General features: G+C 35.7%; 36 protein-coding genes. All 36 read left to right on the top strand.

Annotated elements, in window-relative coordinates:
• Nucleotides 1–10 precede the first annotated feature (10 nt).
• The 36 genes from tuf (at nt 11) to RBQ61_RS13490 (ending at nt 21,631) form a co-directional block, all read left to right on the top strand.
• Nucleotides 11–1,204, top strand: a complete 1,194-nt coding sequence (gene tuf, locus RBQ61_RS13665; RefSeq protein WP_308137803.1) for an elongation factor Tu — start codon at nt 11–13, stop codon at nt 1,202–1,204.
• Nucleotides 1,205–1,754: 550 nt separating this feature from the next.
• A complete protein-coding gene (locus tag RBQ61_RS13660) occupies nt 1,755–3,251 on the top strand; it encodes a sodium:alanine symporter family protein (protein WP_308137802.1) in 1,497 nt (498 codons plus the stop codon).
• A 501-nt stretch (nt 3,252–3,752) separates the two neighbouring features.
• Nucleotides 3,753–4,064 (top strand): 30S ribosomal protein S10, encoded by a 312-nt coding sequence (rpsJ, locus tag RBQ61_RS13655; RefSeq protein ID WP_213925139.1) that lies wholly within the window; start codon nt 3,753–3,755, stop codon nt 4,062–4,064.
• A gap of 91 nt (nt 4,065–4,155) precedes the next feature.
• Nucleotides 4,156–4,788 carry a 50S ribosomal protein L3 gene (gene rplC, locus RBQ61_RS13650; protein ID WP_308137801.1) on the top strand — a complete coding sequence of 211 codons (633 nt, stop codon included), beginning with the start codon at nt 4,156–4,158 and terminating at the stop codon, nt 4,786–4,788.
• A 26-nt stretch (nt 4,789–4,814) separates the two neighbouring features.
• The gene (gene rplD / locus RBQ61_RS13645; RefSeq protein WP_308137800.1) at nt 4,815–5,438 is read left to right on the top strand and encodes a 50S ribosomal protein L4; all 624 of its coding nucleotides are present in this window, start codon (nt 4,815–4,817) and stop codon (nt 5,436–5,438) included.
• On the top strand, nt 5,438–5,728 hold the full coding sequence (rplW, locus tag RBQ61_RS13640) for a 50S ribosomal protein L23 (RefSeq protein WP_213925136.1): 291 nt from the start codon (nt 5,438–5,440) through the stop codon (nt 5,726–5,728). Before rplD ends, rplW begins: the two co-directional genes overlap by 1 nt.
• A gap of 203 nt (nt 5,729–5,931) precedes the next feature.
• Complete coding sequence (gene rplB, locus RBQ61_RS13635) at nt 5,932–6,765, top strand: 50S ribosomal protein L2 (protein ID WP_308137799.1); 834 nt, start codon at nt 5,932–5,934, stop codon at nt 6,763–6,765.
• Between the two features lie 33 nt (nt 6,766–6,798).
• The gene (rpsS, locus tag RBQ61_RS13630; RefSeq protein ID WP_213925134.1) at nt 6,799–7,080 is read left to right on the top strand and encodes a 30S ribosomal protein S19; all 282 of its coding nucleotides are present in this window, start codon (nt 6,799–6,801) and stop codon (nt 7,078–7,080) included.
• An 18-nt stretch (nt 7,081–7,098) separates the two neighbouring features.
• Complete coding sequence (gene rplV, locus RBQ61_RS13625) at nt 7,099–7,434, top strand: 50S ribosomal protein L22 (protein WP_213925133.1); 336 nt, start codon at nt 7,099–7,101, stop codon at nt 7,432–7,434.
• Nucleotides 7,435–7,454: 20 nt separating this feature from the next.
• Nucleotides 7,455–8,201 (top strand): 30S ribosomal protein S3, encoded by a 747-nt coding sequence (gene rpsC, locus RBQ61_RS13620; protein WP_308137798.1) that lies wholly within the window; start codon nt 7,455–7,457, stop codon nt 8,199–8,201.
• Between the two features lie 27 nt (nt 8,202–8,228).
• Nucleotides 8,229–8,672: a 50S ribosomal protein L16 gene (gene rplP / locus RBQ61_RS13615; RefSeq protein ID WP_213925131.1), complete on the top strand. Its 444-nt coding sequence runs from the start codon at nt 8,229–8,231 to the stop codon at nt 8,670–8,672.
• Nucleotides 8,662–8,865 (top strand): 50S ribosomal protein L29, encoded by a 204-nt coding sequence (rpmC, locus tag RBQ61_RS13610; protein WP_213925130.1) that lies wholly within the window; start codon nt 8,662–8,664, stop codon nt 8,863–8,865. Before rplP ends, rpmC begins: the two co-directional genes overlap by 11 nt.
• A 20-nt stretch (nt 8,866–8,885) precedes the next feature.
• Nucleotides 8,886–9,140 carry a 30S ribosomal protein S17 gene (gene rpsQ, locus RBQ61_RS13605; RefSeq protein WP_308137797.1) on the top strand — a complete coding sequence of 85 codons (255 nt, stop codon included), beginning with the start codon at nt 8,886–8,888 and terminating at the stop codon, nt 9,138–9,140.
• Nucleotides 9,141–9,171: 31 nt separating this feature from the next.
• On the top strand, nt 9,172–9,540 hold the full coding sequence (gene rplN, locus RBQ61_RS13600; protein WP_308137796.1) for a 50S ribosomal protein L14: 369 nt from the start codon (nt 9,172–9,174) through the stop codon (nt 9,538–9,540).
• A 15-nt stretch (nt 9,541–9,555) separates the two neighbouring features.
• On the top strand, nt 9,556–9,861 hold the full coding sequence (gene rplX / locus RBQ61_RS13595) for a 50S ribosomal protein L24 (RefSeq protein WP_308137795.1): 306 nt from the start codon (nt 9,556–9,558) through the stop codon (nt 9,859–9,861).
• A 27-nt stretch (nt 9,862–9,888) separates the two neighbouring features.
• Nucleotides 9,889–10,428 (top strand): 50S ribosomal protein L5, encoded by a 540-nt coding sequence (gene rplE, locus RBQ61_RS13590; protein ID WP_213925126.1) that lies wholly within the window; start codon nt 9,889–9,891, stop codon nt 10,426–10,428.
• Nucleotides 10,429–10,441: 13 nt separating this feature from the next.
• Nucleotides 10,442–10,627: a type Z 30S ribosomal protein S14 gene (locus RBQ61_RS13585; RefSeq protein ID WP_019229589.1), complete on the top strand. Its 186-nt coding sequence runs from the start codon at nt 10,442–10,444 to the stop codon at nt 10,625–10,627.
• 30 nt (nt 10,628–10,657) lie between these two features.
• Nucleotides 10,658–11,056 (top strand): 30S ribosomal protein S8, encoded by a 399-nt coding sequence (gene rpsH / locus RBQ61_RS13580; RefSeq protein ID WP_213925125.1) that lies wholly within the window; start codon nt 10,658–10,660, stop codon nt 11,054–11,056.
• 24 nt (nt 11,057–11,080) lie between these two features.
• Nucleotides 11,081–11,620, top strand: a complete 540-nt coding sequence (gene rplF / locus RBQ61_RS13575; protein ID WP_308137794.1) for a 50S ribosomal protein L6 — start codon at nt 11,081–11,083, stop codon at nt 11,618–11,620.
• A 21-nt stretch (nt 11,621–11,641) separates the two neighbouring features.
• The gene (rplR, locus tag RBQ61_RS13570) at nt 11,642–12,010 is read left to right on the top strand and encodes a 50S ribosomal protein L18 (protein ID WP_308137793.1); all 369 of its coding nucleotides are present in this window, start codon (nt 11,642–11,644) and stop codon (nt 12,008–12,010) included.
• A 14-nt stretch (nt 12,011–12,024) separates the two neighbouring features.
• Nucleotides 12,025–12,534 (top strand): 30S ribosomal protein S5, encoded by a 510-nt coding sequence (rpsE, locus tag RBQ61_RS13565; protein WP_213925122.1) that lies wholly within the window; start codon nt 12,025–12,027, stop codon nt 12,532–12,534.
• Between the two features lie 12 nt (nt 12,535–12,546).
• Nucleotides 12,547–12,723 carry a 50S ribosomal protein L30 gene (rpmD, locus tag RBQ61_RS13560; RefSeq protein WP_213925121.1) on the top strand — a complete coding sequence of 59 codons (177 nt, stop codon included), beginning with the start codon at nt 12,547–12,549 and terminating at the stop codon, nt 12,721–12,723.
• Nucleotides 12,724–12,743: 20 nt separating this feature from the next.
• Nucleotides 12,744–13,184 (top strand): 50S ribosomal protein L15, encoded by a 441-nt coding sequence (rplO, locus tag RBQ61_RS13555; RefSeq protein WP_308137792.1) that lies wholly within the window; start codon nt 12,744–12,746, stop codon nt 13,182–13,184.
• A complete protein-coding gene (gene secY, locus RBQ61_RS13550) occupies nt 13,185–14,453 on the top strand; it encodes a preprotein translocase subunit SecY (RefSeq protein WP_308137791.1) in 1,269 nt (422 codons plus the stop codon). It begins immediately after the preceding gene.
• 15 nt (nt 14,454–14,468) lie between these two features.
• Complete coding sequence (locus tag RBQ61_RS13545) at nt 14,469–15,116, top strand: adenylate kinase (RefSeq protein WP_308137790.1); 648 nt, start codon at nt 14,469–14,471, stop codon at nt 15,114–15,116.
• A gap of 1 nt (nt 15,117) precedes the next feature.
• Nucleotides 15,118–15,864, top strand: a complete 747-nt coding sequence (map, locus tag RBQ61_RS13540) for a type I methionyl aminopeptidase (protein WP_213925117.1) — start codon at nt 15,118–15,120, stop codon at nt 15,862–15,864.
• A gap of 10 nt (nt 15,865–15,874) precedes the next feature.
• Nucleotides 15,875–16,177: a KOW domain-containing RNA-binding protein gene (locus RBQ61_RS13535; protein WP_308137789.1), complete on the top strand. Its 303-nt coding sequence runs from the start codon at nt 15,875–15,877 to the stop codon at nt 16,175–16,177.
• A 3-nt stretch (nt 16,178–16,180) separates the two neighbouring features.
• A complete protein-coding gene (gene infA / locus RBQ61_RS13530; protein ID WP_213925115.1) occupies nt 16,181–16,399 on the top strand; it encodes a translation initiation factor IF-1 in 219 nt (72 codons plus the stop codon).
• Between the two features lie 12 nt (nt 16,400–16,411).
• Entirely contained in the window at nt 16,412–16,525 is a 114-nt protein-coding gene (gene rpmJ / locus RBQ61_RS13525) for a 50S ribosomal protein L36 (protein WP_016205879.1), read from the top strand.
• Nucleotides 16,526–16,578: 53 nt separating this feature from the next.
• Nucleotides 16,579–16,947: a 30S ribosomal protein S13 gene (gene rpsM / locus RBQ61_RS13520; RefSeq protein ID WP_308137788.1), complete on the top strand. Its 369-nt coding sequence runs from the start codon at nt 16,579–16,581 to the stop codon at nt 16,945–16,947.
• 14 nt (nt 16,948–16,961) lie between these two features.
• Nucleotides 16,962–17,363 (top strand): 30S ribosomal protein S11, encoded by a 402-nt coding sequence (gene rpsK / locus RBQ61_RS13515; protein WP_213925113.1) that lies wholly within the window; start codon nt 16,962–16,964, stop codon nt 17,361–17,363.
• An 18-nt stretch (nt 17,364–17,381) separates the two neighbouring features.
• Nucleotides 17,382–18,005 (top strand): 30S ribosomal protein S4, encoded by a 624-nt coding sequence (rpsD, locus tag RBQ61_RS13510; RefSeq protein WP_308137787.1) that lies wholly within the window; start codon nt 17,382–17,384, stop codon nt 18,003–18,005.
• A gap of 53 nt (nt 18,006–18,058) precedes the next feature.
• Nucleotides 18,059–19,006 carry a DNA-directed RNA polymerase subunit alpha gene (locus RBQ61_RS13505; protein ID WP_213925111.1) on the top strand — a complete coding sequence of 316 codons (948 nt, stop codon included), beginning with the start codon at nt 18,059–18,061 and terminating at the stop codon, nt 19,004–19,006.
• A gap of 20 nt (nt 19,007–19,026) precedes the next feature.
• Nucleotides 19,027–19,368, top strand: a complete 342-nt coding sequence (rplQ, locus tag RBQ61_RS13500) for a 50S ribosomal protein L17 (protein WP_213925110.1) — start codon at nt 19,027–19,029, stop codon at nt 19,366–19,368.
• Nucleotides 19,369–19,583: 215 nt separating this feature from the next.
• Complete coding sequence (locus RBQ61_RS13495; protein ID WP_308137786.1) at nt 19,584–20,315, top strand: LytTR family DNA-binding domain-containing protein; 732 nt, start codon at nt 19,584–19,586, stop codon at nt 20,313–20,315.
• Nucleotides 20,316–20,740: 425 nt separating this feature from the next.
• Nucleotides 20,741–21,631 carry a GHKL domain-containing protein gene (locus RBQ61_RS13490; protein ID WP_308137785.1) on the top strand — a complete coding sequence of 297 codons (891 nt, stop codon included), beginning with the start codon at nt 20,741–20,743 and terminating at the stop codon, nt 21,629–21,631.
• Nucleotides 21,632–21,670: the final 39 nt, after the last annotated feature.

Here is a 21,670-nt window from a genome sequence, read left to right as displayed (position 1 = left end):
GGAAGTAAATATGGCAAAAGCAAAATATGAAAGAAGTAAGCCCCATGTTAATATTGGAACAATCGGGCACGTTGACCATGGTAAGACTACATTAACAGCAGCAATTACTAGAACACTGCATGATAGATTTGGCACAGGAGAAAGCGTAGCATTTGATAATATCGATAAGGCTCCGGAAGAAAGAGAAAGAGGAATCACTATATCGACATCACACGTTGAGTATGAAACTGCAAACAGACACTATGCACACGTTGACTGCCCAGGCCATGCTGACTATGTAAAGAACATGATAACTGGAGCAGCACAGATGGACGGAGGAATACTTGTTGTTTCTGCAGCTGATGGTCCTATGCCTCAGACAAGAGAGCACATCCTTCTTTCAAGACAGGTTGGTGTTCCAAGATTAGTAGTATTCTTAAACAAAGAAGATATGGTAGATGATCCAGAATTAATCGAATTGGTAGAAATGGAAATCAGAGAATTATTATCTGAATATGAATTCGATGGAGACAACACTCCAATAGTAAAAGGTTCAGCATTAAAAGCTCTTGAAGATCCTTCAGGAGAATGGGGAGACAAAATTATCGAATTAATGGCAGCGGTAGACGAATGGATACCAACTCCAGAAAGAGACATAGATAAACCGTTCTTAATGCCTGTAGAGGATGTATTCTCAATAACAGGAAGAGGAACAGTTGCAACAGGAAGAGTAGAAAGAGGAGTTCTGAAGGTACAGGATAAAATCCAGATAGTTGGATTAGCAGAGGAGCCAGCAGAAACAGTTTGTACAGGTGTAGAAATGTTCAAGAAATTACTTGATCAGGCACAGGCAGGAGATAATATCGGAGCACTGTTAAGAGGAATTCAGAGAAATGAAATCCAAAGAGGTCAGGTATTAGCAAAACCAGGTACAATAACACCACATACAAAATTTAATGCAGAAGTTTATGTATTAACAAAAGAAGAAGGTGGAAGACATACACCATTCTTTAACGGATACAGACCACAGTTCTATTTCAGAACAACAGATATAACAGGCCAGATCGACCTTGAAGAAGGAACAGAAATGTGCATGCCTGGAGATAACGCAAGATTTATAGTAGAATTAATCCACCCAATAGCAATAGAAGAAGGATTGAGATTCGCTATCAGAGAAGGCGGAAGAACAGTTGGTTCAGGTGTTGTTACAAGTATAATAAAATAAATTGGTGAACATAACCTCACAGATGTGGCGGGAAAATCACTGTAAAAGGAGGAGCATTGCTCCTCCTTTTGATATAAAAAAGGCTTCAGTATATCTGAGCCTTTTTTTAGGTTTAATATTTTTTGATATGACTAATAAATTGAGAAATAGTTATAATTTTTGTACAGGTGTAAAATAATTATACATACAATATTATGATTTTTTGTACATCGTTGTAAAAGAAAATTTACTTGTAATATAAATATAAATTTCGTTATGCTCCATTTTATCACATTCTATAATTTAAATCACATAATTTTAAAGAAAATAAAAATTGGCACAGTAGTTGCAACTATTATGGTGGACTTGCAATGGTAAATTCATTATTCATGAAAACATTATCAGCTATATTTTGGAGGGAATTTATAGCTGATAAAGAAGAAAAAGAAATGGAGGTGGTTGAAGCTTTTAGCAAGTCATAGTAAGTGTTATGTAATATTTAAGAGGCGTAATAAAGTAACAAAGAAAATTTGCAAATGATTCAAAAAAATTTTTTTAACAAGGAGAAATTATGTTAAATACTTTAAACAGTGTAGTTAATTGGGCAAATGGTTACATTTGGGGCATTGGCATGCTTTTACTTATCGGTGGTGCCGGCATTTACTTTACAGTAAAATTAGGATTTTTTCAATTCGTTCGTTTTAAAGATATGTGGAGTCGTATTATAGAAAAAGGTGACTCAGAGTCAGGTATATCTTCTTTTGCATCCTTCTGTACAACTATGGCGATGCGTGTTGGAACAGGTAATGTAGCAGGAGTTGCTGTTGCAATTTATTCAGGTGGTCCTGGTGCGTTGTTTTGGATGATACTTATAGGCATGACAAACTCTGCAGTTTGCTTTGCTGAGTGTACATTGGGTCAGTTGTATAAAATTCGTGTTGACGGCGCATACCGTGGCGGCGGTCCTTACTGTGCTGAACGCGGACTAGGATGGGGAAAATACGGTAAATTTATGGCTGTGGTTATGTTTGTGGGCACTTCTTGCTTTATGACTGCTGCTGCTACATATACGGTTTCTGACGCATTTAATCAAGCTACAGGTATTTCGATGACTGTTATATCTGCTTGTATTGCAGTTCTGCTACTTGTGACAGTTCTTGGTGGTATAAGACGTATTAGTACCGTAGCTTCTTCAATAGTTCCATTTATGACAGCTATTTACATGGGAATTACCCTTATAATATTAGTACTAAATATTACAAAAATACCAGCACTAATTTCTGATGTTATTTCTTCCGCATTTGGCTTAAATGCTATTTTTGGAGGTACTATTGGTATTGCAATTCAACAAGGTATTAAAAGAGGTACTTTCTCATCTGCTTCAGGTATGGGTGAGGCTTCACCAACAGCAGCAGCTGTTGAAACTAGTCACCCTGTTAAACAGGGATTGTCAAATGCTGCCGGCGTATGGTTAGACACAGTTATCGTATGTAGTTGCACAGGTCTTATGATTCTTTTAACTGATAGTTTCAATACAGCAGGAGGTTATATCGGCAGTGGTAGTCCTGAACTTGCCGAAGGCATTACAGGCGGTATTATATATGTTCAAATGGCTGCTAGCACAGTCCTTGGTAACTTTGGGCATATCTTTATTGCAATCATGCTGTTATTATTCTCATTCACATGCTTAATCAGCTACTATTATGAGGCAGAAACAGCAGCTATGTACCTTTTCCAAAAACCAACACAACAAAACACTCGTAAAGCAATTACAAGAATTTTACAATTTGGTATGCCTGTACTTGTATTCTTATGGGGTATCATTGAATCTGATACAGCTTGGGGCCTTTCTGACTTTGCTCTTGGCGCATGTACATGGATTAACATGTTAGTAGTATGCATGTTGTTCCCAAAATGCGTTGCTTTGTACAAAGACTATGATCAACAAATGAAAGCTGGCAAGGATCCTTACTATGATCCTGACAAACTTTCTTGGAAAGGTGTTGATGTAGAAATGTGGAAAGATATCAATGCTAAAAGAATAAAGGCTAAAAATAATTCACTTTAGAAATTATAACATAGATTATTAATATCATAAAAAAACACCAGCCAGAATTTTTTTGGATGGTGTTTTTTAATAGTTCATATTTTAGGTACAAATAATTTTAAGGAAGAAAGCAGAGTAAAATATACGAATTATTAATGATATTTTAAAACTGGAATAAATTTATAATTTACGTTTAATATAAAATTCAACAAATGCAAACATTAAAAAAATAAATAACGCACAGACATGTTAAGGAAAGGTAACAAATGTTAACTTTTTGAAACAAATAAAAAAACTACTTGATTTATAAGAAATAATGGTATATTATAATAAAGCTTGCCACATGCGATGACGCAAAAGGTTGCTGATTTTGCTTAATAAATCAGGGAATTTTTGCAGAGTATGTCCTGTTAAAAAACAGGGCGACCGGTATTGCTAAAACTACAAAATAAGAAACACCCGGATAGGTGTATCGAGCAATTCCGAGTTGTATGGATGACATACGAAGAAGGAGGTAAAAAAATGGCAAACGCACAGAAAATAAGAATTAGGTTAAAGGCTTATGATCATCAATTAATTGATCAATCTGCACAAAAAATTGTAGAAACAGCTAAAAATACCGGTGCAACTGTAGCAGGACCGATTCCGCTGCCAACAGAAAAACAGGTTATTACAATACTGAGAGCTGTTCATAAGTACAAAGATTCCAGAGAGCAGTTTGAACAAAGAACTCATAAAAGATTGATTGACATAACTAACCCTACACCTAAGACTGTAGATTCATTGATGAAATTGAATCTGCCTGCCGGTGTAGACATTGAAATCAAATTATAAGAGAAAGCAAGTAGAGAAAAAATATATAATGCACTCTGCTTAGAATGATTGCCTAAAAGCAATCCGCTGTAAGAAAATAGGAGGTGTAAAAATGAAAGCAATTCTTGGTAAAAAAGTCGGAATGACTCAAGTGTTCACAGAACAAGGAAATGTTGTTCCGGTAACTGTAATCGAATCAGGCGACATAGTTGTTATTCAGAAAAAAACTGTTGAAAAAGATGGTTATAATGCAATTCAGGTTGGCTTTGGAGACATTAAATTAAAAAATGTTGTTAAACCTATAAAAGGTCATTTTGATAAAGCAAATGCAGAACCAAAAAGATTTTTAAGAGAATTCAGAGTAGCAAATATCGATGATTACGAAATCGGTCAGAAAATAGGCGTTGATATTTTCCAAGTCGGAGAGAAAGTTGATGTTGTAGGAATTTCTAAAGGTAAGGGATTCCAGGGATCTATTAAGAGACACGGACATCATACTGGAGATATGAGCCACGGTTCTAAATTCCACAGATTAAGAGGTTCTTTAGGAGCTTCTGCTGGTGTGGGAAGAGTAGTAAAAGGAACAAAAGCTCACGGACATATGGGTAATGAAAAAGTTACAGTATTAAACCTTGAAGTTATAAAAGTTGATGCAGATAAAAATGCAATACTTGTAAAAGGTGCGATACCAGGACCTAAAAAAGGTTTGGTAAAGGTCAGAGAAGCAGTTAGAAAGTCTAAATAATAATTGCGTAGAAAGGAGGACTAAAGATGCCGAAAGTAGCTCTTTATGATATAACAGGCAGCCAGGTAGGCGATATCGAATTAAATGATGCCGTATTTGGTGTAGAAGTAAACACTCATGTAATGTATGAAGCTGTAAAAAATTATTTGGCTAATCAAAGACAAGGAACTCAGTCAGCAAAGACAAGAGCTGATGTGAGAGGCGGCGGTAGAAAACCTTGGAGACAAAAAGGAACAGGCCGTGCAAGACAAGGAAGTATAAGAGCGCCGCAGTGGAAAGGCGGAGGAATTGTATTTGCTCCAAAGCCAAGAGACTATAGCTACTCAATTCCTAAGAAAGTTAAGAGATTGGCTCTTAAATCAGCATTAAGTTCAAAAGTTCAGGATCAAGAAATAATAGTAGTAGATAAATTAGTGCTTGAACAGCCGAAAACAAAAGAAATGGTTAAGGTTTTAAAAAATCTTAATTCCGGTAAAAAAACATTAGTTGTTATTCCTGAAAAAGATGAAGCTGTAGTTAGAGCAGCTGCTAACATTCCGGGAGTAAAAACAGCATATATTAACACAATAAATGTTTATGACATTTTAAACTGTGATTCTTTCCTGATTACGAAGGAAGCAGTTAATAAAGTGGAGGAGGTGTACGCATAATGCGCGATCCACACGATATCATAAAAAGACCGATAGTAACAGAAGCAAGTATGGATGCAATGGCAGAAAAAAAATACACTTTTGTTGTTGATAAAAAGTCTAATAAAACTGAAATTAAAAATGCAGTGGAAAAAATATTCGGAGTTAAAGTAGCAAGTGTGAACACAATGAACATGCTTGGAAAGAAAAAAAGAATGGGCATGAATGTTGGCAAAAGAGCCGATTGGAAAAAGGCTATAATTACTTTAACAGAAGACAGCAAAACAATAGAATTCTTTGAAGGAATCTAAGATGCCCTTTATGCCCTAACCCAATTTTTTCGACTGATAAGGAGAAAAAATTGATGGTAGGTCAAACGCACAAAATTCCTAATTTATGCGACGTTAGGAGCAAATAAATTAGTGAATTTCCCTGCGAACCCCTTATGTTAAGCTAACGAAGGGCACAAGAATGTAATTAAAAGATAGTAGATCAAAAAAAGGAGGAAAATCTCATGGGTATTAGAAAATACAGACCAACCTCTCCGGCGTTGAGACAAATGACAGTTTCAACATTTGAAGAAATAACAACTAATGAACCTGAGAAATCTCTTTTAGCTCCATTAAAGAATAAGGCTGGAAGAAACTCGTATGGCAGAATAACAGTTCGTCATCAGGGTGGTGGAGAAAAGAGAAAATATAGAATCATTGATTTTAAAAGAAATAAAGACGGAGTTCCAGGAAAAGTTGCTACAATTGAGTATGATCCTAACAGAAGTGCGAATATAGCTCTTATAAACTATGCAGATGGAGAAAAGAAATATATAATAGCTCCTTATAAATTAGCTGTTGGTGATACAATTGTTTCTGGATCTGATGCGGATATAAAAATAGGAAATGCACTTCCTGTAAGAAATATTCCTGTTGGTACATTGATTCACAACATAGAATTAAAACCTGGTAAAGGTGCACAAATGGTACGTTCAGCTGGCAACTCAGCTCAGCTTATGGCTAAAGAAGGCAAGTATGCTCAGGTTAGACTTCCAAGCGGCGAAGTTAGAATGATAAGCATGGACTGCAGAGCTACAATTGGTCAGGTAGGAAATTTAGATCACGAAAATATAACAATAGGTAAAGCCGGAAGAAAAAGACATATGGGTATCAGACCTACAGTAAGAGGTTCCGTAATGAATCCTAACGACCATCCACACGGTGGTGGTGAAGGTAGAGCTCCTGTTGGTAGACCAGGACCTGTTACTCCTTGGGGTAAACCAGCACTTGGTTTGAAAACTCGTAAGAAAAACAAAAAATCCGACAAGATGATTGTTAAGAGAAGAAATACAAAATAGTTTTAACAGGTTAGTGAAAGGAGGAAATAGTGAATGGGTAGATCATTAAAAAAAGGGCCTTATTGTGAACCTAGTCTTATGAAAAAGATTGTGGAAATGAATGAAGCAAACAATAAAAAAGTATTAAAAACTTGGTCTAGAAGATCAACAATATTCCCCGAAATGGTAGGCCATACATTAGCTATACATGATGGCAGAAAGCACGTTCCTGTATATATAACTGAAGATATGGTTGGACACAAACTCGGTGAATTTGCTCCAACAAGGACTTATAGAGGACATGATAAGACTGATAAATCTTCAAAAGTTAAATAAGAAGGGAGGCAAGCTTAAATGGAAGCAAGAGCAGTTGCTAAATATATAAGAGTATCACCTAGAAAAATGAGATTCGTATGTGATATGGTAAGAGGAAAGCAAGTTGACGAAGCTTTAGCAATTTTAAAATTTTACCCAAGTAAGGGAGCTAAAATTTTAGAAAAAGTAGTTAAATCAGCTACGGCAAATGCTGAAAATAACTTTGAAATGGATAGAGATAAATTATATGTTTCCGAAGTTTATGCTAATCAAGGTCCAACTCTTAAGAGATGGAGACCGAGATCAAAGGGAGCAGCATATAAAATACTGAAAAGAAGCAGCCATATTGGAGCTGTAGTAAAAGAGAGAGAATAGAACAGCAAAGGAGGTAAAAAATGGGTCAGAAGGTAAACCCTCATGGACTTAGAGTTGGTATAATCAATGATTGGGATTCTAAATGGTATGCTGACAAAAAGAGTTTCGGCGAAAATTTAGCTGAAGACTACAAGATTCGTGAGTTTATAATAAGCACAATGAATCAGGCAGGAATAGCAAAGATTGAAATCGAAAGATTTGCCAGCAGAATTAAGGTAAGTGTGTTCACAGCAAAACCAGGTATGATAATTGGTAAAGGCGGTTCTGGTGTTGACAGCTTAAAAACTAATATAGAAAAAATGACAGGTAAGACTGTTATAATTAATGTAGAAGAAATAAAGGTTCCTGAATTAAACGCTCAGTTGGTTGCAGAAAATATAGCAAGCCAGATTGAAAAGCGTATATCTTTCAGAAGAGCTATGAAACAGTCTATGCAAAGAACAATGAAGTTAGGTGCAAAGGGTATTAAAACAAGCGTATCAGGAAGATTGAACGGAGCTGATATGGCTAGAACTGAAGGATATTCAGATGGTAAAATACCTCTTCAAACTTTAAGAGCTGATATAAGCTATGGCTTTGCAGAAGCAAACACAACATTCGGAAAAATAGGTGTTAAGGTTTGGATTTGCAGAGGCGAAGTTCTTAGAAAGAAAGGTCAATTGTTATCAGATAACCGTGAACCAGTAAAAGCTATGAACGATAATAGAGATAACAAGAGAAAAAGAAGATCTAATAATAATTTCAAAAGAGAAAGAGATAGAAAGTAATAAGTCCTGAAGGAAGGAGGAATAATTATGTTAATGCCTAAAAGAGTAAAACGCCGTAAACAACAAAGAGGAAGAATGACCGGTGTTGCAACGAGAGGCAACAAGGTTACTTACGGCGACTACGGACTACAAGCATTAGAACCAGCTTGGATTACATCAAACCAAATAGAAGCTGCCAGAAGAGCTATGACTAGATCGGTTAAGAGAGGCGGTCAAATTTGGATTAAAATATTCCCAGATAAACCAGTAACTAAAAAACCAGCCGAAACTCGTATGGGTAAAGGAAAGGGATCACCTGAATACTGGGTAGCAGTAGTTAAACCTGGCAGAGTATTATTCGAAATGTCAGGAGTTGCTGAAGAAGTAGCTAGAGAAGCAATGAGACTTGCCATGCATAAATTGCCTATCAAATGCAAATTTGTTACCAAAGATCAGGCATCAGAAAAGGATGGTGAAGCAAATGAAAGCTAATGAATTAAGAAATAAGTCAGTTGAAGAGTTGAACAAGTCGGTATTAGATTTAAAAACAGAACTTTTCAATTTAAGATTTCAACTTGCAACCGGAGAGCTTGACAATCCGATGAGAATAAAGAAGGTCAAGAAAGATATTGCGCGTGTTAAAACAGTTCTTAGAGAACGTGAATTAAACATTAATGCGCAGTAATAAGAAAGGAGGATTTTACTTTGGAAAGAGGCAACAGAAAAGTAAGAATTGGAAAAGTAGTAAGTGATAAAATGGATAAAACAGTCGTAGTTGCTACTGAAAAGCTTGTAGCACATCCTCTTTATAAGAAACAGATTAAGATGACTAAGAAATACAAAGCACATGATGAAGAGAACAAGTGCAAAGTTGGAGATATAGTTAAAATAATGGAAACCAGACCATTATCAAAAGAAAAATGCTGGAGATTAGTTGAAATATTAGAGGAAGCTAAATAAACCCTAAGACAATTGAAGGGAGGTAGAAGTCATGATACAAAATGAGTCAAGATTAAGAGTCGCAGATAATTCTGGAGCTAAGGAAGTTCTTGTAATAAGAGTAATGGGCGGTTCAATAAGAAAATACGGTAATATTGGCGATATAGTTGTATGTGCGGTTAAATCTGCAACACCTGGAGGAGTTGTTAAGAAGGGTGATGTAGTTAAGGCTGTTATCGTAAGAACAAAAAAAGGTGTCAGAAGACAAGACGGTACGTATATTAGATTTGATGAAAATGCGGCGGTTATAGTAAAAGAAGATAAGACACCTGTCGGAACTCGTATATTTGGACCTGTAACAAGAGAATTAAGAGATGGAAAGTTTATGAAGATTATCTCGCTGGCACCGGAAGTACTTTAATGGGAGGTGTAAAGAATGCACGTAAAAAAAGGCGATAAAGTTGTAGTTATATCAGGCAGTGACAAAGGCAAAATAGGCAAGGTACTCACTAGCTTACCAAAGCAGAACAGAGTCATTGTTGAAGGTGTAAGAATGGTTACAAAGCATCAAAAGGCTACTAACCAAATGCAGCAGGCAGGCATATTGCACCAAGAAGGCGCTATTAATGCTTCAAATGTTATGATATACTGTGAAAAATGCAAATCAGGCGTTAGAACTGAAGTTAAAATAGAAAACGGAAAAAAAGTAAGAGCATGCAAAAAGTGCGGTTCAGTTTTATAATAATGCTCGAAAGGAGGTACGAACTATATGGCTAGATTAAAAGCGACATATAATGAACAAGTAGTGCCGGCGCTGATAGAAAAATTTCAGTATAAAAGCATTATGCAGGCACCTAAAATAGAAAAGATAGTTATTAATATGGGCGTGGGCGAAGCTAAGGAAAATCAAAAATTCTTAGACAACGCTGTTGAAGAATTGACGGTGATAGCAGGCCAGAAGCCTGTTGTTACTAAGGCTAGAAAATCAATTTCAAACTTTAAGGTTAGAGAAGGTATGGCGGTAGGTTGCAAGGTTACGCTGAGAGGAAATCATATGTATGAATTCTTTGATAAACTTGTAAACATAGCATTGCCAAGAGTAAGAGACTTTAGAGGCGTTTCAAAATCATCTTTTGACGGAAGAGGAAACTATGCTTTAGGAATTAAAGAGCAATTGATATTTCCGGAAATAAATTACGATAAAATTGATAAATTAAGAGGTATGGACATAATCATAACAACCACAGCTAACACTGATGAAGAAGCACGTGAGCTTTTGAAATTAATGGGAATGCCTTTTAGTAAGTAAGGGAGGGAACGAAATGGCAAAGACATCTCTAAAAGTTAAACAACAGAGAAAACAAAAATTCTCAACGAGAGAATATACAAGATGCAAAATTTGTGGAAGACCTCATGCTTATTTAAGGAAATTCGGTATATGCCGTATATGCTTTAGAGAACTGGCTTACAAAGGTCAGATACCTGGCGTTAAAAAAGCTAGTTGGTAAAATTTTATATAATGGAAGGAGGTTACTTACATGGTAATGACAGATCCTATCGCAGATATGTTAACGAGAATAAGAAATGCTAATCATTCAAAACATGAATTTGTTGATATTCCGGCTTCTAAAATAAAGAAGGAAATAGCTAACATATTATTAGAAGAAGGATATATTAAGGGTTTTGATGTTATAGATGACGGTAAACAAGGTATTATAAGAGCTGAACTTAAATACCAGCAGAACAAAGAAAGAGTTATAACAGGCATTAAGAGAATTTCAAAACCAGGACTTAGAGTTTATGTTGGAAAAGATGAAACTCCTAAGGTTTTAGGCGGCTTGGGTATAGCTATACTTTCAACTTCACAAGGAATTGTGACTGATAAAAAAGCAAGAACACAGGGTGTTGGCGGAGAAGTAATCTGCTACGTATGGTAATAATAACGAATAGGAGGTGCTAAGATGTCAAGAATAGGTATTAAACCTGTAAATATACCTGCTAATGTAGAAGTATCAATTGATAAGAACAATTATGCAGTTGTTAAAGGGCCAAAGGGACAAATTGAACAACAGCTTCCAAAAGAAATAACAATTGAAGTTGAAGGTTCAATAATCAACGTTTCAAGACCAAATGATGAAAAGCGAAACAGGTCACTTCACGGACTTACAAGAACGCTCGTAAACAACATGGTAGTTGGTGTTACTGACGGATTTTCTAAGTCACTTGAAATAGTAGGTGTTGGATATAGAGCACAAAAACAAGGAAATAAATTAGTATTAAACTTAGGTTTTTCACATCCTGTTGAAATGGAAGATCCAAACGGAATTGAGACAGCAGTTGAAGGAACTAATAAAATAATAGTAAAAGGTATAGATAAGCAGCAAGTAGGAAATTATGCAGCTGTAATCAGAGACTGGAGAAGACCTGAACCATACAAGGGTAAGGGTATTAAATACTCTAACGAAGTTGTTAGACGTAAAGCAGGTAAAACTGGTAAATAATTGAGAAAGGAGTGAGTATTAGTGCTTAAAAAAATTGATAAAAATCAAAAAAGAAAAGAAAGACACTATAGTATTAGAAACAAAATCGTAGGAACTCCTGAGAGACCAAGATTAAATATATTTAAAAGCTCTAAGCACATATACGCTCAAGTAATTGATGATGCTACTGGAACAACTCTTGCTTGCGCATCTACATTAGATAAAGAACTGCAAGGACAAACAGCAGAACTTACTAAGTCAGAAGCAGCTAAATTGGTAGGCAAGACAGTAGGAGAAAGAGCGAAAAACAAAGGTATAAATACAGTAATTTTCGATAGAGGCGGATATTTATATCACGGAAGAGTAAAATTACTCGCAGATGGAGCAAGAGAAAGCGGACTTGAATTTTAATAAGGAGGTTAGTCATGGAACAACGTGGACGTATAGATGCAAGCCAACTGGACGTTAAAGAAAAAGTTATCAGTATCAACCGTGTTACAAAGGTTGTTAAGGGCGGTAGAAACTTTAGATTTTCTGTCTTAGTTGTAGTTGGTGATGAGAATGGTCATGTTGGAATTGGAATGGCAAAAGCTATCGAAATTCCGGACGCGATCAGAAAAGCCATCCAAGATGCTAAAAAGAATATGATTGAAGTGCCACTGATTAACACAACAGTGCCACATGAAATAATTGGCAGATACGGCGCAGGCAGAGTTCTTGTTAAACCAGCTAAAGAAGGTACAGGAATTATAGCCGGCGGACCTGTTCGTGCAGTGTTAGAATTAGCTGGAGTTAGGGATATAAGGACAAAATCATTAGGATCAAGTAATCCTAGAAACGTAGTAAATGCAACAATTGAAGCCTTAAAACTTCTAAAAAAGCCTGAAGATGTAGCTAAAGTCAGAGGTAAATCAGTAGAAGAAATACTAGGTTAAGAGGTGAAAATTATGGCAAAGATAAAAATAAAACAAATCAGAAGCATCAATTCTAGAACACCTAATCAGATAAAGAATATGGAAGCTTTGGGTTTGAGAAAAATAGGCCAAGTGGTTGAAAAAGAAGATACACCTCAAATCAGAGGAATGATCAAAAAAGTAGAGCACATGGTAGAGGTTGTAGAATAAAACTATAAGGAGGTGTTAAAATGAAACTTCATGAATTAAAACCTAATCCTGGTAGTACGAAGAACAGGAAGAGATTAGGAAGAGGTACAGCCACAGGACAAGGAAAAACTGCCGGAAGAGGTATGAACGGTCAGAAATCTCGTTCAGGCGGTGGAGTAAGACCAGGATTTGAAGGCGGACAGATGCCTCTTTACAGGAGACTTCCAAAAAGAGGATTTACAAATATTTTTGGAACTCAATACGCTGAGGTTAATGTTGAAACATTTAATAGATTCGAAGATGGAGTAGAAATAACTCCGGAACTTCTTAAATCAGAAGGTATCATTAAAAAACAACTTGACGGAATAAAGGTGCTTGGTGATGGTGAACTTAAAAAGAAACTAACTGTTAAGGCTCATAAATTCAGCAAAACAGCGGTAGAAAAGATAGAAGCTGCTGGTGGAAAAGCTGAGGTGATCTAGTTGTTAGAAACTTTGAAAAATGCATGGAAAATACCTGATTTAAGAAAAAGAATGACATTCACATTTTTGATGTTAGTTGTATACAGACTCGGAGCTGTGATACCTGTTCCGGGTATAGATAGAGCTGTAGTAAGTAACATGTTTTCAGGCAGTGCAGGGGGCTTGTTGGACTTCTTTGATATGATGTCCGGCGGAGCTTTCAAAGATTTTACAATATTTGCTTTAAATATTTATCCGTATATTACGGCTTCAATTATTCTTCAACTTTTAGCAATTGCTATTCCTAAGCTTGAAGAAATGTTTAAGCGTGAGGACGGAAAAAAGAAAATGGGTCAATGGACCAGGTATATAACTGTTGTCCTTGCTTTGATTCAAGCAACTGCATACAGTGTTGGATTTTTTAATCAAGCCATCATTGATCAGAGCTTTTTATCAATTGTGTCTGTTATAATAGTGCTTACGGCAGGTACGGCATTTCTGATGTGGCTTGGAGAGCTGATTACTGATAGAGGTATAGGCAATGGTATATCACTGATTATTATGATCGGTATTATATCAAGATACCCGTCAGATGTAGGAAGAGTAATTTTTCAGGCTCAAAACGGTGCAGTAAGTATTGTTGAAATTATATTGTTCCTGGTATTTGCGTTTATAATCGTTGTTGGAGTTATTGCTATCCAGCAAGGTGAACGAAGAGTGCCGGTTCAATATGCAAAAAGAGTTGTCGGAAGAAAAATGTATGGCGGACAAAGCACACATATTCCGATGAAGGTATTAATGGCAGGAGTTATGCCTGTAATATTTGCTTCAACACTCTTAGCTATACCGCAGACATTGGCGTTTTTCATCCCAAGTATGGCTGGTGGAGTTGAAAAATATTTTTCAACTGCTCAGAGCCCGGGGATATATGTATATACATTGTTAAATATTTTGCTTATAATATTCTTTACGTATTTCTATACAGCAGTACAGTTCAATCCGTTTGAATACTCTAATACTTTGAAGGAAAACGGAGGATTTATACCTGGTATCAGGCCGGGAAGACCTACTGCAGAATATTTAAACAGAGTGTTAAACAGAATTACAATTGCTGGCGCAGTGGCACTTGCAGTTATTGCTACAATACCAACTTTGATATTGTCATTTACGGATTTAAACATTTATTTTGGAGGAACTTCATTGCTGATCGTAACAGGTGTTGCACTTGAAACTATGAAGCAGGTTGAAGCTCAAATGTTAATGAGACACTACAAAGGATTTTTGAAGTAAAGAGAGGTAAGGAAAATGAGAGCAATTTTATTGGGACCGCCGGGAGCCGGTAAAGGAACCCAAGCGGATACAATTGTAAAGGAATTTTCAATACCACACATTTCTACGGGAGATATATTCCGTAAGAATATAAAAGAGGGAACTGTTCTGGGGAAAAAAGCTAAGGAATACATGGATAAAGGGTTGCTTGTTCCAGATGAATTAACAGTTGAATTAGTTAAAGACAGACTTCAGCAGGATGACTGTGAGAACGGATTTCTTTTGGACGGTTTTCCTAGAACAATTGTCCAGGCAGATGCCCTTGAAGATGCTTTAGCAAGCATGAATCAAAAATTAGACTATGTTGTTAACATAGAAGTAAGAAAGGAACTTCTTGTTGAACGTGCTGTTGGAAGAAGAGTGTGCAAAGACTGTGGTCAGACATATCACATGACATTCAACAGACCGAAAAAAGAAGGAATTTGCGACAAATGTAACGGTGAACTTCTTCAGAGAAAAGATGATGTTGAAGAAACAGTTGCAAAGAGAATCAATGTTTACCTAGAGCAGACACAACCGCTTATAAATTATTATACTCAAAAGGGCATAGTAATAAATATAGATGGAGAAAAGCCAATAGCTGAGGTCAGCAAAGAAATTGTTGCGAAAATGGGGAATAAGTAATATGATTATCCTCAAGACTAAAAGAGAAATACAAGTAATGAGAAAGGCCGGAAGGTTAGTTGCACAGTCACATGAACTTGTGAGAAAGCATATTAAACCCGGCATTACTACAATGGAACTTGACCAATTGGTTGAAGAATTTCTGAAATCTCAAAATGCAATACCTACTTTTAAAGGTTATGGCGGATTTCCGTTTTCAATATGTGCTTCTGTAAATGATGAGGTTGTTCACGGATTTCCTTCAGACAGGAAGCTTGTTGAAGGAGATATTATAAGCGTAGATATAGGTGCAACCTTTGAAGGATACGTGGGAGACAGTGCAAAGACATTTTATGTAGGAGAAGTCGAAGACGAAAAAAAACGACTCGTAGAAGCAACAAAACAAAGCTTTTATGAAGGAATAAAGTTTGCAAAAACAGCATACAGGTTGTCTGACATATCACATGCAATACAGCAGTATGCAGAAAGTCAAGGCTTTTCGGTAGTAAGAGACTATGTGGGGCACGGAGTTGGTAAGAATATGCATGAATCACCGCAGATACCTAACTTTGGAAAGCCCGGCAAGGGACCGCGGCTGCAAGAAGGAATGGTCCTTGCCATTGAGCCTATGATCAATGCAGGAACATATAATGTTAAGGTACTTGGCAACGACTGGACCGTAGTGACCGTTGATGGGAGACCATCGGCTCACTATGAGCACACGGTTGCGATTACCGATGGAGAACCGGAATTATTAACCGTATTATAGGGGTGATTTATTGGAATCAACAACAGATTTGAAAATTGGTCAGATAGTTAAATCAAAAGCCGGCAGAGATAAAGACAGAGTCTTTATTATAAGCATGATTTTGGATGAACAATATGTTCTAGTATGTAATGGAGAACTTAGGAAGCTAAGCTCCCCTAAAAAAAAGAAAGTGAAGCATTTAGTGATTTATAATACAGTATGTACAGAATTTGCAGAAAAGTTACAAAGAAATGAAAATCCAGACGATGCATATGTAAGAAGGCTTTTGGAGCCTTATAAAAATAATGTATCTAAAGAAATGGAGGTTGAGTGATCAATGTCCAAGAAAGATGTAATAGAAGTCGAAGGGAAAGTCCTGGAAGCACTTCCTAATGCTATGTTCAAAGTTGAGCTTCAAAATGGGCACCAGATTTTAGCGCATATTTCTGGAAAACTGAGAATGAACTATATCAGAATTCTTCCGGGTGATTCCGTAGCTGTTGAATTATCGCCATATGATTTGACAAGAGGAAGAATAACCTGGAGGAAAAAGTAAGGAGGTATTACAATGAAAGTAAGACCATCAGTAAAACCAATTTGTGAAAAATGCAAAATTATCAGGCGTAAAGGAAAAGTAATGGTAATTTGCGAAAACCCAAAGCACAAACAAAAACAAGGTTAAGATGAAAAAAGTTAATATATTAAGTAATCACGAAGGTAGGAGGTGTAGACTTAATGGCCAGAATAGCAGGTGTTGACTTACCAAGAGATAAAAGAGTCGAAGTTGGTTTGACTTATATATTTGGAATTGGAAGAGCAACTTCTAACAAAATTTTAAAAACTACAGGAATTAATCCTGGTACAAGAATTAAAGACCTGACAGAAGATGAAGTACAGCAGTTGAGAACTGAGATTGACAAGTGCCCTGTAGAAGGTGACTTAAGAAGAGAAGTAGCATTGAACATAAAAAGATTAAAAGAAATCAACTGCTACAGAGGAATGAGACACAAAAGAGGATTGCCTGTAAGAGGACAGAATACAAAGAACAACTCTAGAACTAGAAAAGGTCCTAAGAGAGTTTCAGGAAAAAAATCTAAAAAATAAAAGGAGGGACTTAAGTGGCAGCTAAAAAACAACAAAAAGTTACAAGAGTAAGAAAAAGAGAACGTAAAAACATTGAAAAAGGCCAGGCACATATTAAGTCAACCTTTAACAACACACTTGTAACTCTTACCGATTTGCAGGGAAATGCTATTTCTTGGGCAAGTTCAGGTCAATTAGGATTTAAGGGTTCAAGAAAATCTACTCCATATGCTGCTTCTATGGTAGCTGAAGAAGCTGCAAAAAAAGCTATGGAACATGGTTTAAAGACTGTAGAAGTATATGTTAAAGGACCGGGCTCAGGAAGAGAGGCTGCAATCAGATCATTACAGGCAGCCGGACTGGAAGTAAATTTAATTAAAGACGTTACTCCGATACCACACAACGGTTGCAGACCGCCAAAACGTAGAAGAGTATAATAGAAACGAGGTGAAAAGATGGCAAGATATACTGGACCTGTATGCAGATTATGCAGAAGAGAAGGACTAAAGTTATATTTAAAAGGCGATAGATGCTATACAGACAAGTGTTCTATAGGAAGAAGAAACTATGCTCCTGGACAACACGGTCAAAATAATAAAAAGCTGTCTAACTATGGTATGCAGCTAAGAGAAAAACAAAAGGTAAGAAAATATTATGGAGTATTAGAGGGCCAATTTGCACAGTACTTTAAAATAGCTGATAAAATGGCTGGCAAGACAGGTGAGAACCTGTTGAAACTGTTAGAGCTAAGATTTGATAATGTAATTTATAGATTAGGCTTTGCAAGCTCGAGACCTGAGGCAAGACAATTGGTAGTTCACGGTCACTTTACTGTAAACGGTAAAAAGGCTGATATTCCATCAATGATTCTTCAAGTAGGCGATGAAATTAAAGTAAAAGAAAAAAGCCAAAGCTCAGCGAAATTCAAAGCTTTAATTGAAAATCACAAGAAGACTGCACCGCAATGGTTGCAGGTGGATCCTGATAACTTTGCAGGAAGGCTAATTGCTGCACCTGCTAAAGAGGATATAGAAATACCAATAGAAGAGCATCTGATTGTCGAGTTATACTCTAAGTAATAAGAATTAAGAATTATTACCCTCGGCAAACATCACATCTAAGGAGGGTTGGGATGATAGAAATAGAGAAACCTAATATTACATTAATTGAAAAAAATGATGATAACACATATGGGAAAATAGTAGTTGAACCACTTGAAAGAGGTTATGGAACAACACTTGGAAATTCACTCAGAAGAATACTTCTTTCATCGTTACCAGGAGCAGCTGTAACATCAATCAATATTCAAGGTGTGTTGCATGAATTTTCAACAATACCTGGAGTAAGAGAAGATGTAACAGAAATAATTCTTAATATAAAAAATCTAGCTGCTAAAATGAACGTACCAGGACCTGCGCAGCTTCTTATAGATGCAAAAGGTCCTAAAGAGGTTACGGCAGCAGATATAATTACAGGCACAGATGTGGATATAATAAATGAAGATCTGCACATTGCGACTCTTGAAGAAGGTTCCGAGCTCATTATAGAAATGGAAATGGAACAAGGAAGAGGTTATGTGGTGGCAGAAAGAAATAAAAAGGAAAGTCAGCCCATAGGCGTTATTCCTATAGATTCTATCTACACACCTGTAAAAAAAGTAAACTTTACTGTTGAAGATACCAGAGTAGGAAACAGAACGGATTACGACAAATTGACAATTGAGATTTGGACTAATGGTACAATTGAACCTGAAGAAGCTGTTTCTTTAGGGGCTAAGATATTGAATGAACATCTTAATTTATTTATATCATTGACAGATCATGTAAATGACGTTGAAATAATGGTAGAAAAAGAAGAAGATGAAAAAGAAAAAGTTTTGGAAATGACAATAGAGGAACTTGATCTATCAGTTAGATCGTACAACTGTCTGAAAAGAGCAGGAATCAATACTGTTGAGGAGCTTACATACAAATCAGAAGATGATATGATGAAAGTAAGAAACCTTGGAAAGAAATCTTTAGACGAAGTTGCGAAGAAACTTGAAGAACTGGGTTTATCTCTTAGAAAAAATGATAATTAGTTGTAAAAGGAGGACTAAGCATGGGTAGTCACAGAAAGCTTGGTTTCAAGACTAGCCACAGAGTAGCAATGCTTCGAAATATGACTGCTGACTTAATTAATAAAGGCAGAATTGTTACAACAGTAACTAGAGCTAAAGAATTAAGAAGAGTTGCAGAAAGAACAATTACTCTGGGCAAAAGAGGAGACCTACATGCAAGACGTCAGGCGGCAGCTTATTTATATGACAAAAATGCAGTAAGTAAGCTATTTGAAGAAGTTGCTCCTAAATACAAGGATAGAAACGGTGGATACACCAGAATTCTAAAATTGGGACCACGCAGAGGCGATGGAGCAGAAATGGCGATAATTGAACTTGTATAGAGTTCATCAAATAAATAAATATGACTGATAGGGATTTTTCCCTTTCAGTTTTAAAAAAGCAATTTAAAAAATTTAAGTTGCTTTTTTTGTGCGCACAGCATGGAGAACGAACAAATTAAAGATTGATTTGTGTACTTAAGTTAAAAGTTCTTATAATCATACATTGAAAAATTTTCATTATTTGATATAATATACTATTATAGGGATGTGAAAATATGAGATTCAATATTGCTGTTTGTGATGACAACATAGAATATGGAGAAATAGTGACCGAAATAATAAAAACGGTTGCCTTAAATATAAATATGAATTGCAAAATAAGTACATATAGTTCAGGTAGAAATCTTGTACAAGCGTTTATGAAAAATCAATTTGACATTATATTTTTAGATATGGAAATGCCTGAATTAAATGGCATAGAAACAGGTCTGCTGATTAGGGAAAAAAGTAAAGATCCTGTTATTTTTTATTTGACTTCATATAAAGAATACGCATATGAATCTTACAAGGTCAAAGCCAAAAATTATCTTTTAAAGCCTGTCAGCACAAGTATTATAGAAAATGCTCTGCGTGAATGCAACGAAGAAATCAGGAAAGAAGTAATGTTTTTGGATGTAAAGGATTTTAAAGGAGTAAAATACCGGATACCTGTAAATGAAATAACTCACATATTGCGCAAAAAAGAAGATCGCAAAGTACACATACATCGTTTGGATGAAGAAGAAGTAATAATTGTGCAAACACTTGAAAGTATTGAAAAAGAACTGGAGTGCAATGATTACATAGTAAGAGCCAGTAAATCATGCTTGATAAATATGCGCAATGTCAGGACAATCAAAAAAAATATAGTTTATTTCAGCAATGAAGCAAGAGAAGAGGCAAGCCGGAGGTGTTTGGCGGAATTGAATAATAAGTTTAAACTAAAAAGATTGGCGGTGAAATTATGAGCAAGTGGTATTTAATAGAGTTTTTGGTTAATTTTCTTCAAGTCTTTGTGATATTTAAAGTGTTTGAATTAAATTATGATCGAAGGCTCAGATTTAGGTATTCAGTGGAAACTGCTATTTTATTTATGACAGCGATATTGTGCATTTTAAATTATAATATTTCAATTGGATTAAATCCTTTTATATATTTAAGTTACATTGTACTCATTTTTATTTTTACAGTTATTATATTTAGGGGAAATGTATTTTCAAAAGCAGTTATAACCTTTTTACTTATTGTAATTCTTGGTATATGTGAATTATTGGCAGCTGTTTTAATTTCTACGATATCTGGATTAGATTTAAAACTAAACCAAGAACAAAATTTCTTAAGATTCGAGGGTATGGTAATATCTCAGACTTTGTTTGTGTATATCTATATGTTTATGAAGAAAAAGATCAACAAGGAAAAGTTGAACTTACTTAATAACAGGTATTATTTTCTTGTAGGTACAATACTATTTTTAACAGTTACCGTAATAGTTATGGTTATTTGGATGTACGGAAACATTAAAATTGAAAATGAAGCTGTAAATACCAATTTGGTTATTCTTACATTGTGCGTATCGCTTATTTCAATAGTTTCAATAGCTTTAACAGGGCGAATAATAAAGGATATGGACGAGAAACATAAAAATGATCTTGAGCTGCAGCATATGAAAATGGAGCACACGTATTTTTCTGATGTTAATTCGGTTTTGGAAGAAATTCGAATTTTAAGACATGATATGCGGGGAGAGCTGGCAATACTTTACGGCTACAATGAGTTAAACCAAAGGGAGAAAATATCTAAACATATTGAAAAAAAGCTCCGGGAAATGGATATACAGCACTTGCCTCAAATAGATAAGGATAACATAATTACATCATTTCTAAATTTTAAGCTTAAAGAGGCAAATTCTCAAAATATAGATGTTGATATTCAAAGCGGCTTGACAGAGGAAAATGAAATATATATTGACAAGGAGGATATATGCCGGATATTAAATAACATTATTAACAATGCAATTGAAGCGTGTGCAAAATGCGATGAAAAATATATAAATCTTAAAATAGATATGCTGGGCAATTGCATCATAATAAAATCGGAAAATCCATATAGCGGAAAGCTTAATAAACAAGGAGACAAATTACTCACCGTTAAGAAAGATAAAACAAGGCATGGATACGGACTTAAGAGCATTAGGAGTATAGCAGAGAAATACGGAGGATTTGTAAAATTAAATTATGAAGGCAACGTATTTGTTGTGGAAGTACAGATGATGGCAAAAATGTAAGGATATCGAAGCAATCTGAATATAGCCATGGAACTATTC

It is taken from the genome of Sedimentibacter sp. MB35-C1, from assembly GCF_030913635.1.
Lineage (GTDB): Bacteria > Bacillota > Clostridia > Tissierellales > Sedimentibacteraceae > Sedimentibacter.
Note: the sequence above shows the minus strand (reverse complement) of the source record. Positions and strands in the feature narration are given on the sequence as shown.

Coding starts and splice junctions, on each gene's coding strand:
- rplN (WP_308137796.1), top strand. CDS start 9,172: ATGATACAAAATGAGTCAAGATTAAGAGTCGCAGATAATTCTGGAGCT.
- rplP (WP_213925131.1), top strand. CDS start 8,229: ATGTTAATGCCTAAAAGAGTAAAACGCCGTAAACAACAAAGAGGAAGA.
- RBQ61_RS13660 (WP_308137802.1), top strand. CDS start 1,755: ATGTTAAATACTTTAAACAGTGTAGTTAATTGGGCAAATGGTTACATT.
- rplD (WP_308137800.1), top strand. CDS start 4,815: ATGCCGAAAGTAGCTCTTTATGATATAACAGGCAGCCAGGTAGGCGAT.
- rplV (WP_213925133.1), top strand. CDS start 7,099: ATGGAAGCAAGAGCAGTTGCTAAATATATAAGAGTATCACCTAGAAAA.
- rpsS (WP_213925134.1), top strand. CDS start 6,799: ATGGGTAGATCATTAAAAAAAGGGCCTTATTGTGAACCTAGTCTTATG.
- rplX (WP_308137795.1), top strand. CDS start 9,556: ATGCACGTAAAAAAAGGCGATAAAGTTGTAGTTATATCAGGCAGTGAC.
- rplB (WP_308137799.1), top strand. CDS start 5,932: ATGGGTATTAGAAAATACAGACCAACCTCTCCGGCGTTGAGACAAATG.
- rpsJ (WP_213925139.1), top strand. CDS start 3,753: ATGGCAAACGCACAGAAAATAAGAATTAGGTTAAAGGCTTATGATCAT.
- infA (WP_213925115.1), top strand. CDS start 16,181: ATGTCCAAGAAAGATGTAATAGAAGTCGAAGGGAAAGTCCTGGAAGCA.
- rplC (WP_308137801.1), top strand. CDS start 4,156: ATGAAAGCAATTCTTGGTAAAAAAGTCGGAATGACTCAAGTGTTCACA.
- rplE (WP_213925126.1), top strand. CDS start 9,889: ATGGCTAGATTAAAAGCGACATATAATGAACAAGTAGTGCCGGCGCTG.
- rpsC (WP_308137798.1), top strand. CDS start 7,455: ATGGGTCAGAAGGTAAACCCTCATGGACTTAGAGTTGGTATAATCAAT.
- rpmC (WP_213925130.1), top strand. CDS start 8,662: ATGAAAGCTAATGAATTAAGAAATAAGTCAGTTGAAGAGTTGAACAAG.
- rpmJ (WP_016205879.1), top strand. CDS start 16,412: ATGAAAGTAAGACCATCAGTAAAACCAATTTGTGAAAAATGCAAAATT.
- rplO (WP_308137792.1), top strand. CDS start 12,744: ATGAAACTTCATGAATTAAAACCTAATCCTGGTAGTACGAAGAACAGG.
- tuf (WP_308137803.1), top strand. CDS start 11: ATGGCAAAAGCAAAATATGAAAGAAGTAAGCCCCATGTTAATATTGGA.
- rplQ (WP_213925110.1), top strand. CDS start 19,027: ATGGGTAGTCACAGAAAGCTTGGTTTCAAGACTAGCCACAGAGTAGCA.
- RBQ61_RS13490 (WP_308137785.1), top strand. CDS start 20,741: ATGAAGAAAAAGATCAACAAGGAAAAGTTGAACTTACTTAATAACAGG.
- rplW (WP_213925136.1), top strand. CDS start 5,438: ATGCGCGATCCACACGATATCATAAAAAGACCGATAGTAACAGAAGCA.
- RBQ61_RS13585 (WP_019229589.1), top strand. CDS start 10,442: ATGGCAAAGACATCTCTAAAAGTTAAACAACAGAGAAAACAAAAATTC.
- rpsE (WP_213925122.1), top strand. CDS start 12,025: ATGGAACAACGTGGACGTATAGATGCAAGCCAACTGGACGTTAAAGAA.
- map (WP_213925117.1), top strand. CDS start 15,118: ATGATTATCCTCAAGACTAAAAGAGAAATACAAGTAATGAGAAAGGCC.
- rplF (WP_308137794.1), top strand. CDS start 11,081: ATGTCAAGAATAGGTATTAAACCTGTAAATATACCTGCTAATGTAGAA.
- RBQ61_RS13545 (WP_308137790.1), top strand. CDS start 14,469: ATGAGAGCAATTTTATTGGGACCGCCGGGAGCCGGTAAAGGAACCCAA.
- rpmD (WP_213925121.1), top strand. CDS start 12,547: ATGGCAAAGATAAAAATAAAACAAATCAGAAGCATCAATTCTAGAACA.
- rpsD (WP_308137787.1), top strand. CDS start 17,382: ATGGCAAGATATACTGGACCTGTATGCAGATTATGCAGAAGAGAAGGA.
- RBQ61_RS13495 (WP_308137786.1), top strand. CDS start 19,584: ATGAGATTCAATATTGCTGTTTGTGATGACAACATAGAATATGGAGAA.
- rpsM (WP_308137788.1), top strand. CDS start 16,579: ATGGCCAGAATAGCAGGTGTTGACTTACCAAGAGATAAAAGAGTCGAA.
- rpsH (WP_213925125.1), top strand. CDS start 10,658: ATGGTAATGACAGATCCTATCGCAGATATGTTAACGAGAATAAGAAAT.
- RBQ61_RS13505 (WP_213925111.1), top strand. CDS start 18,059: ATGATAGAAATAGAGAAACCTAATATTACATTAATTGAAAAAAATGAT.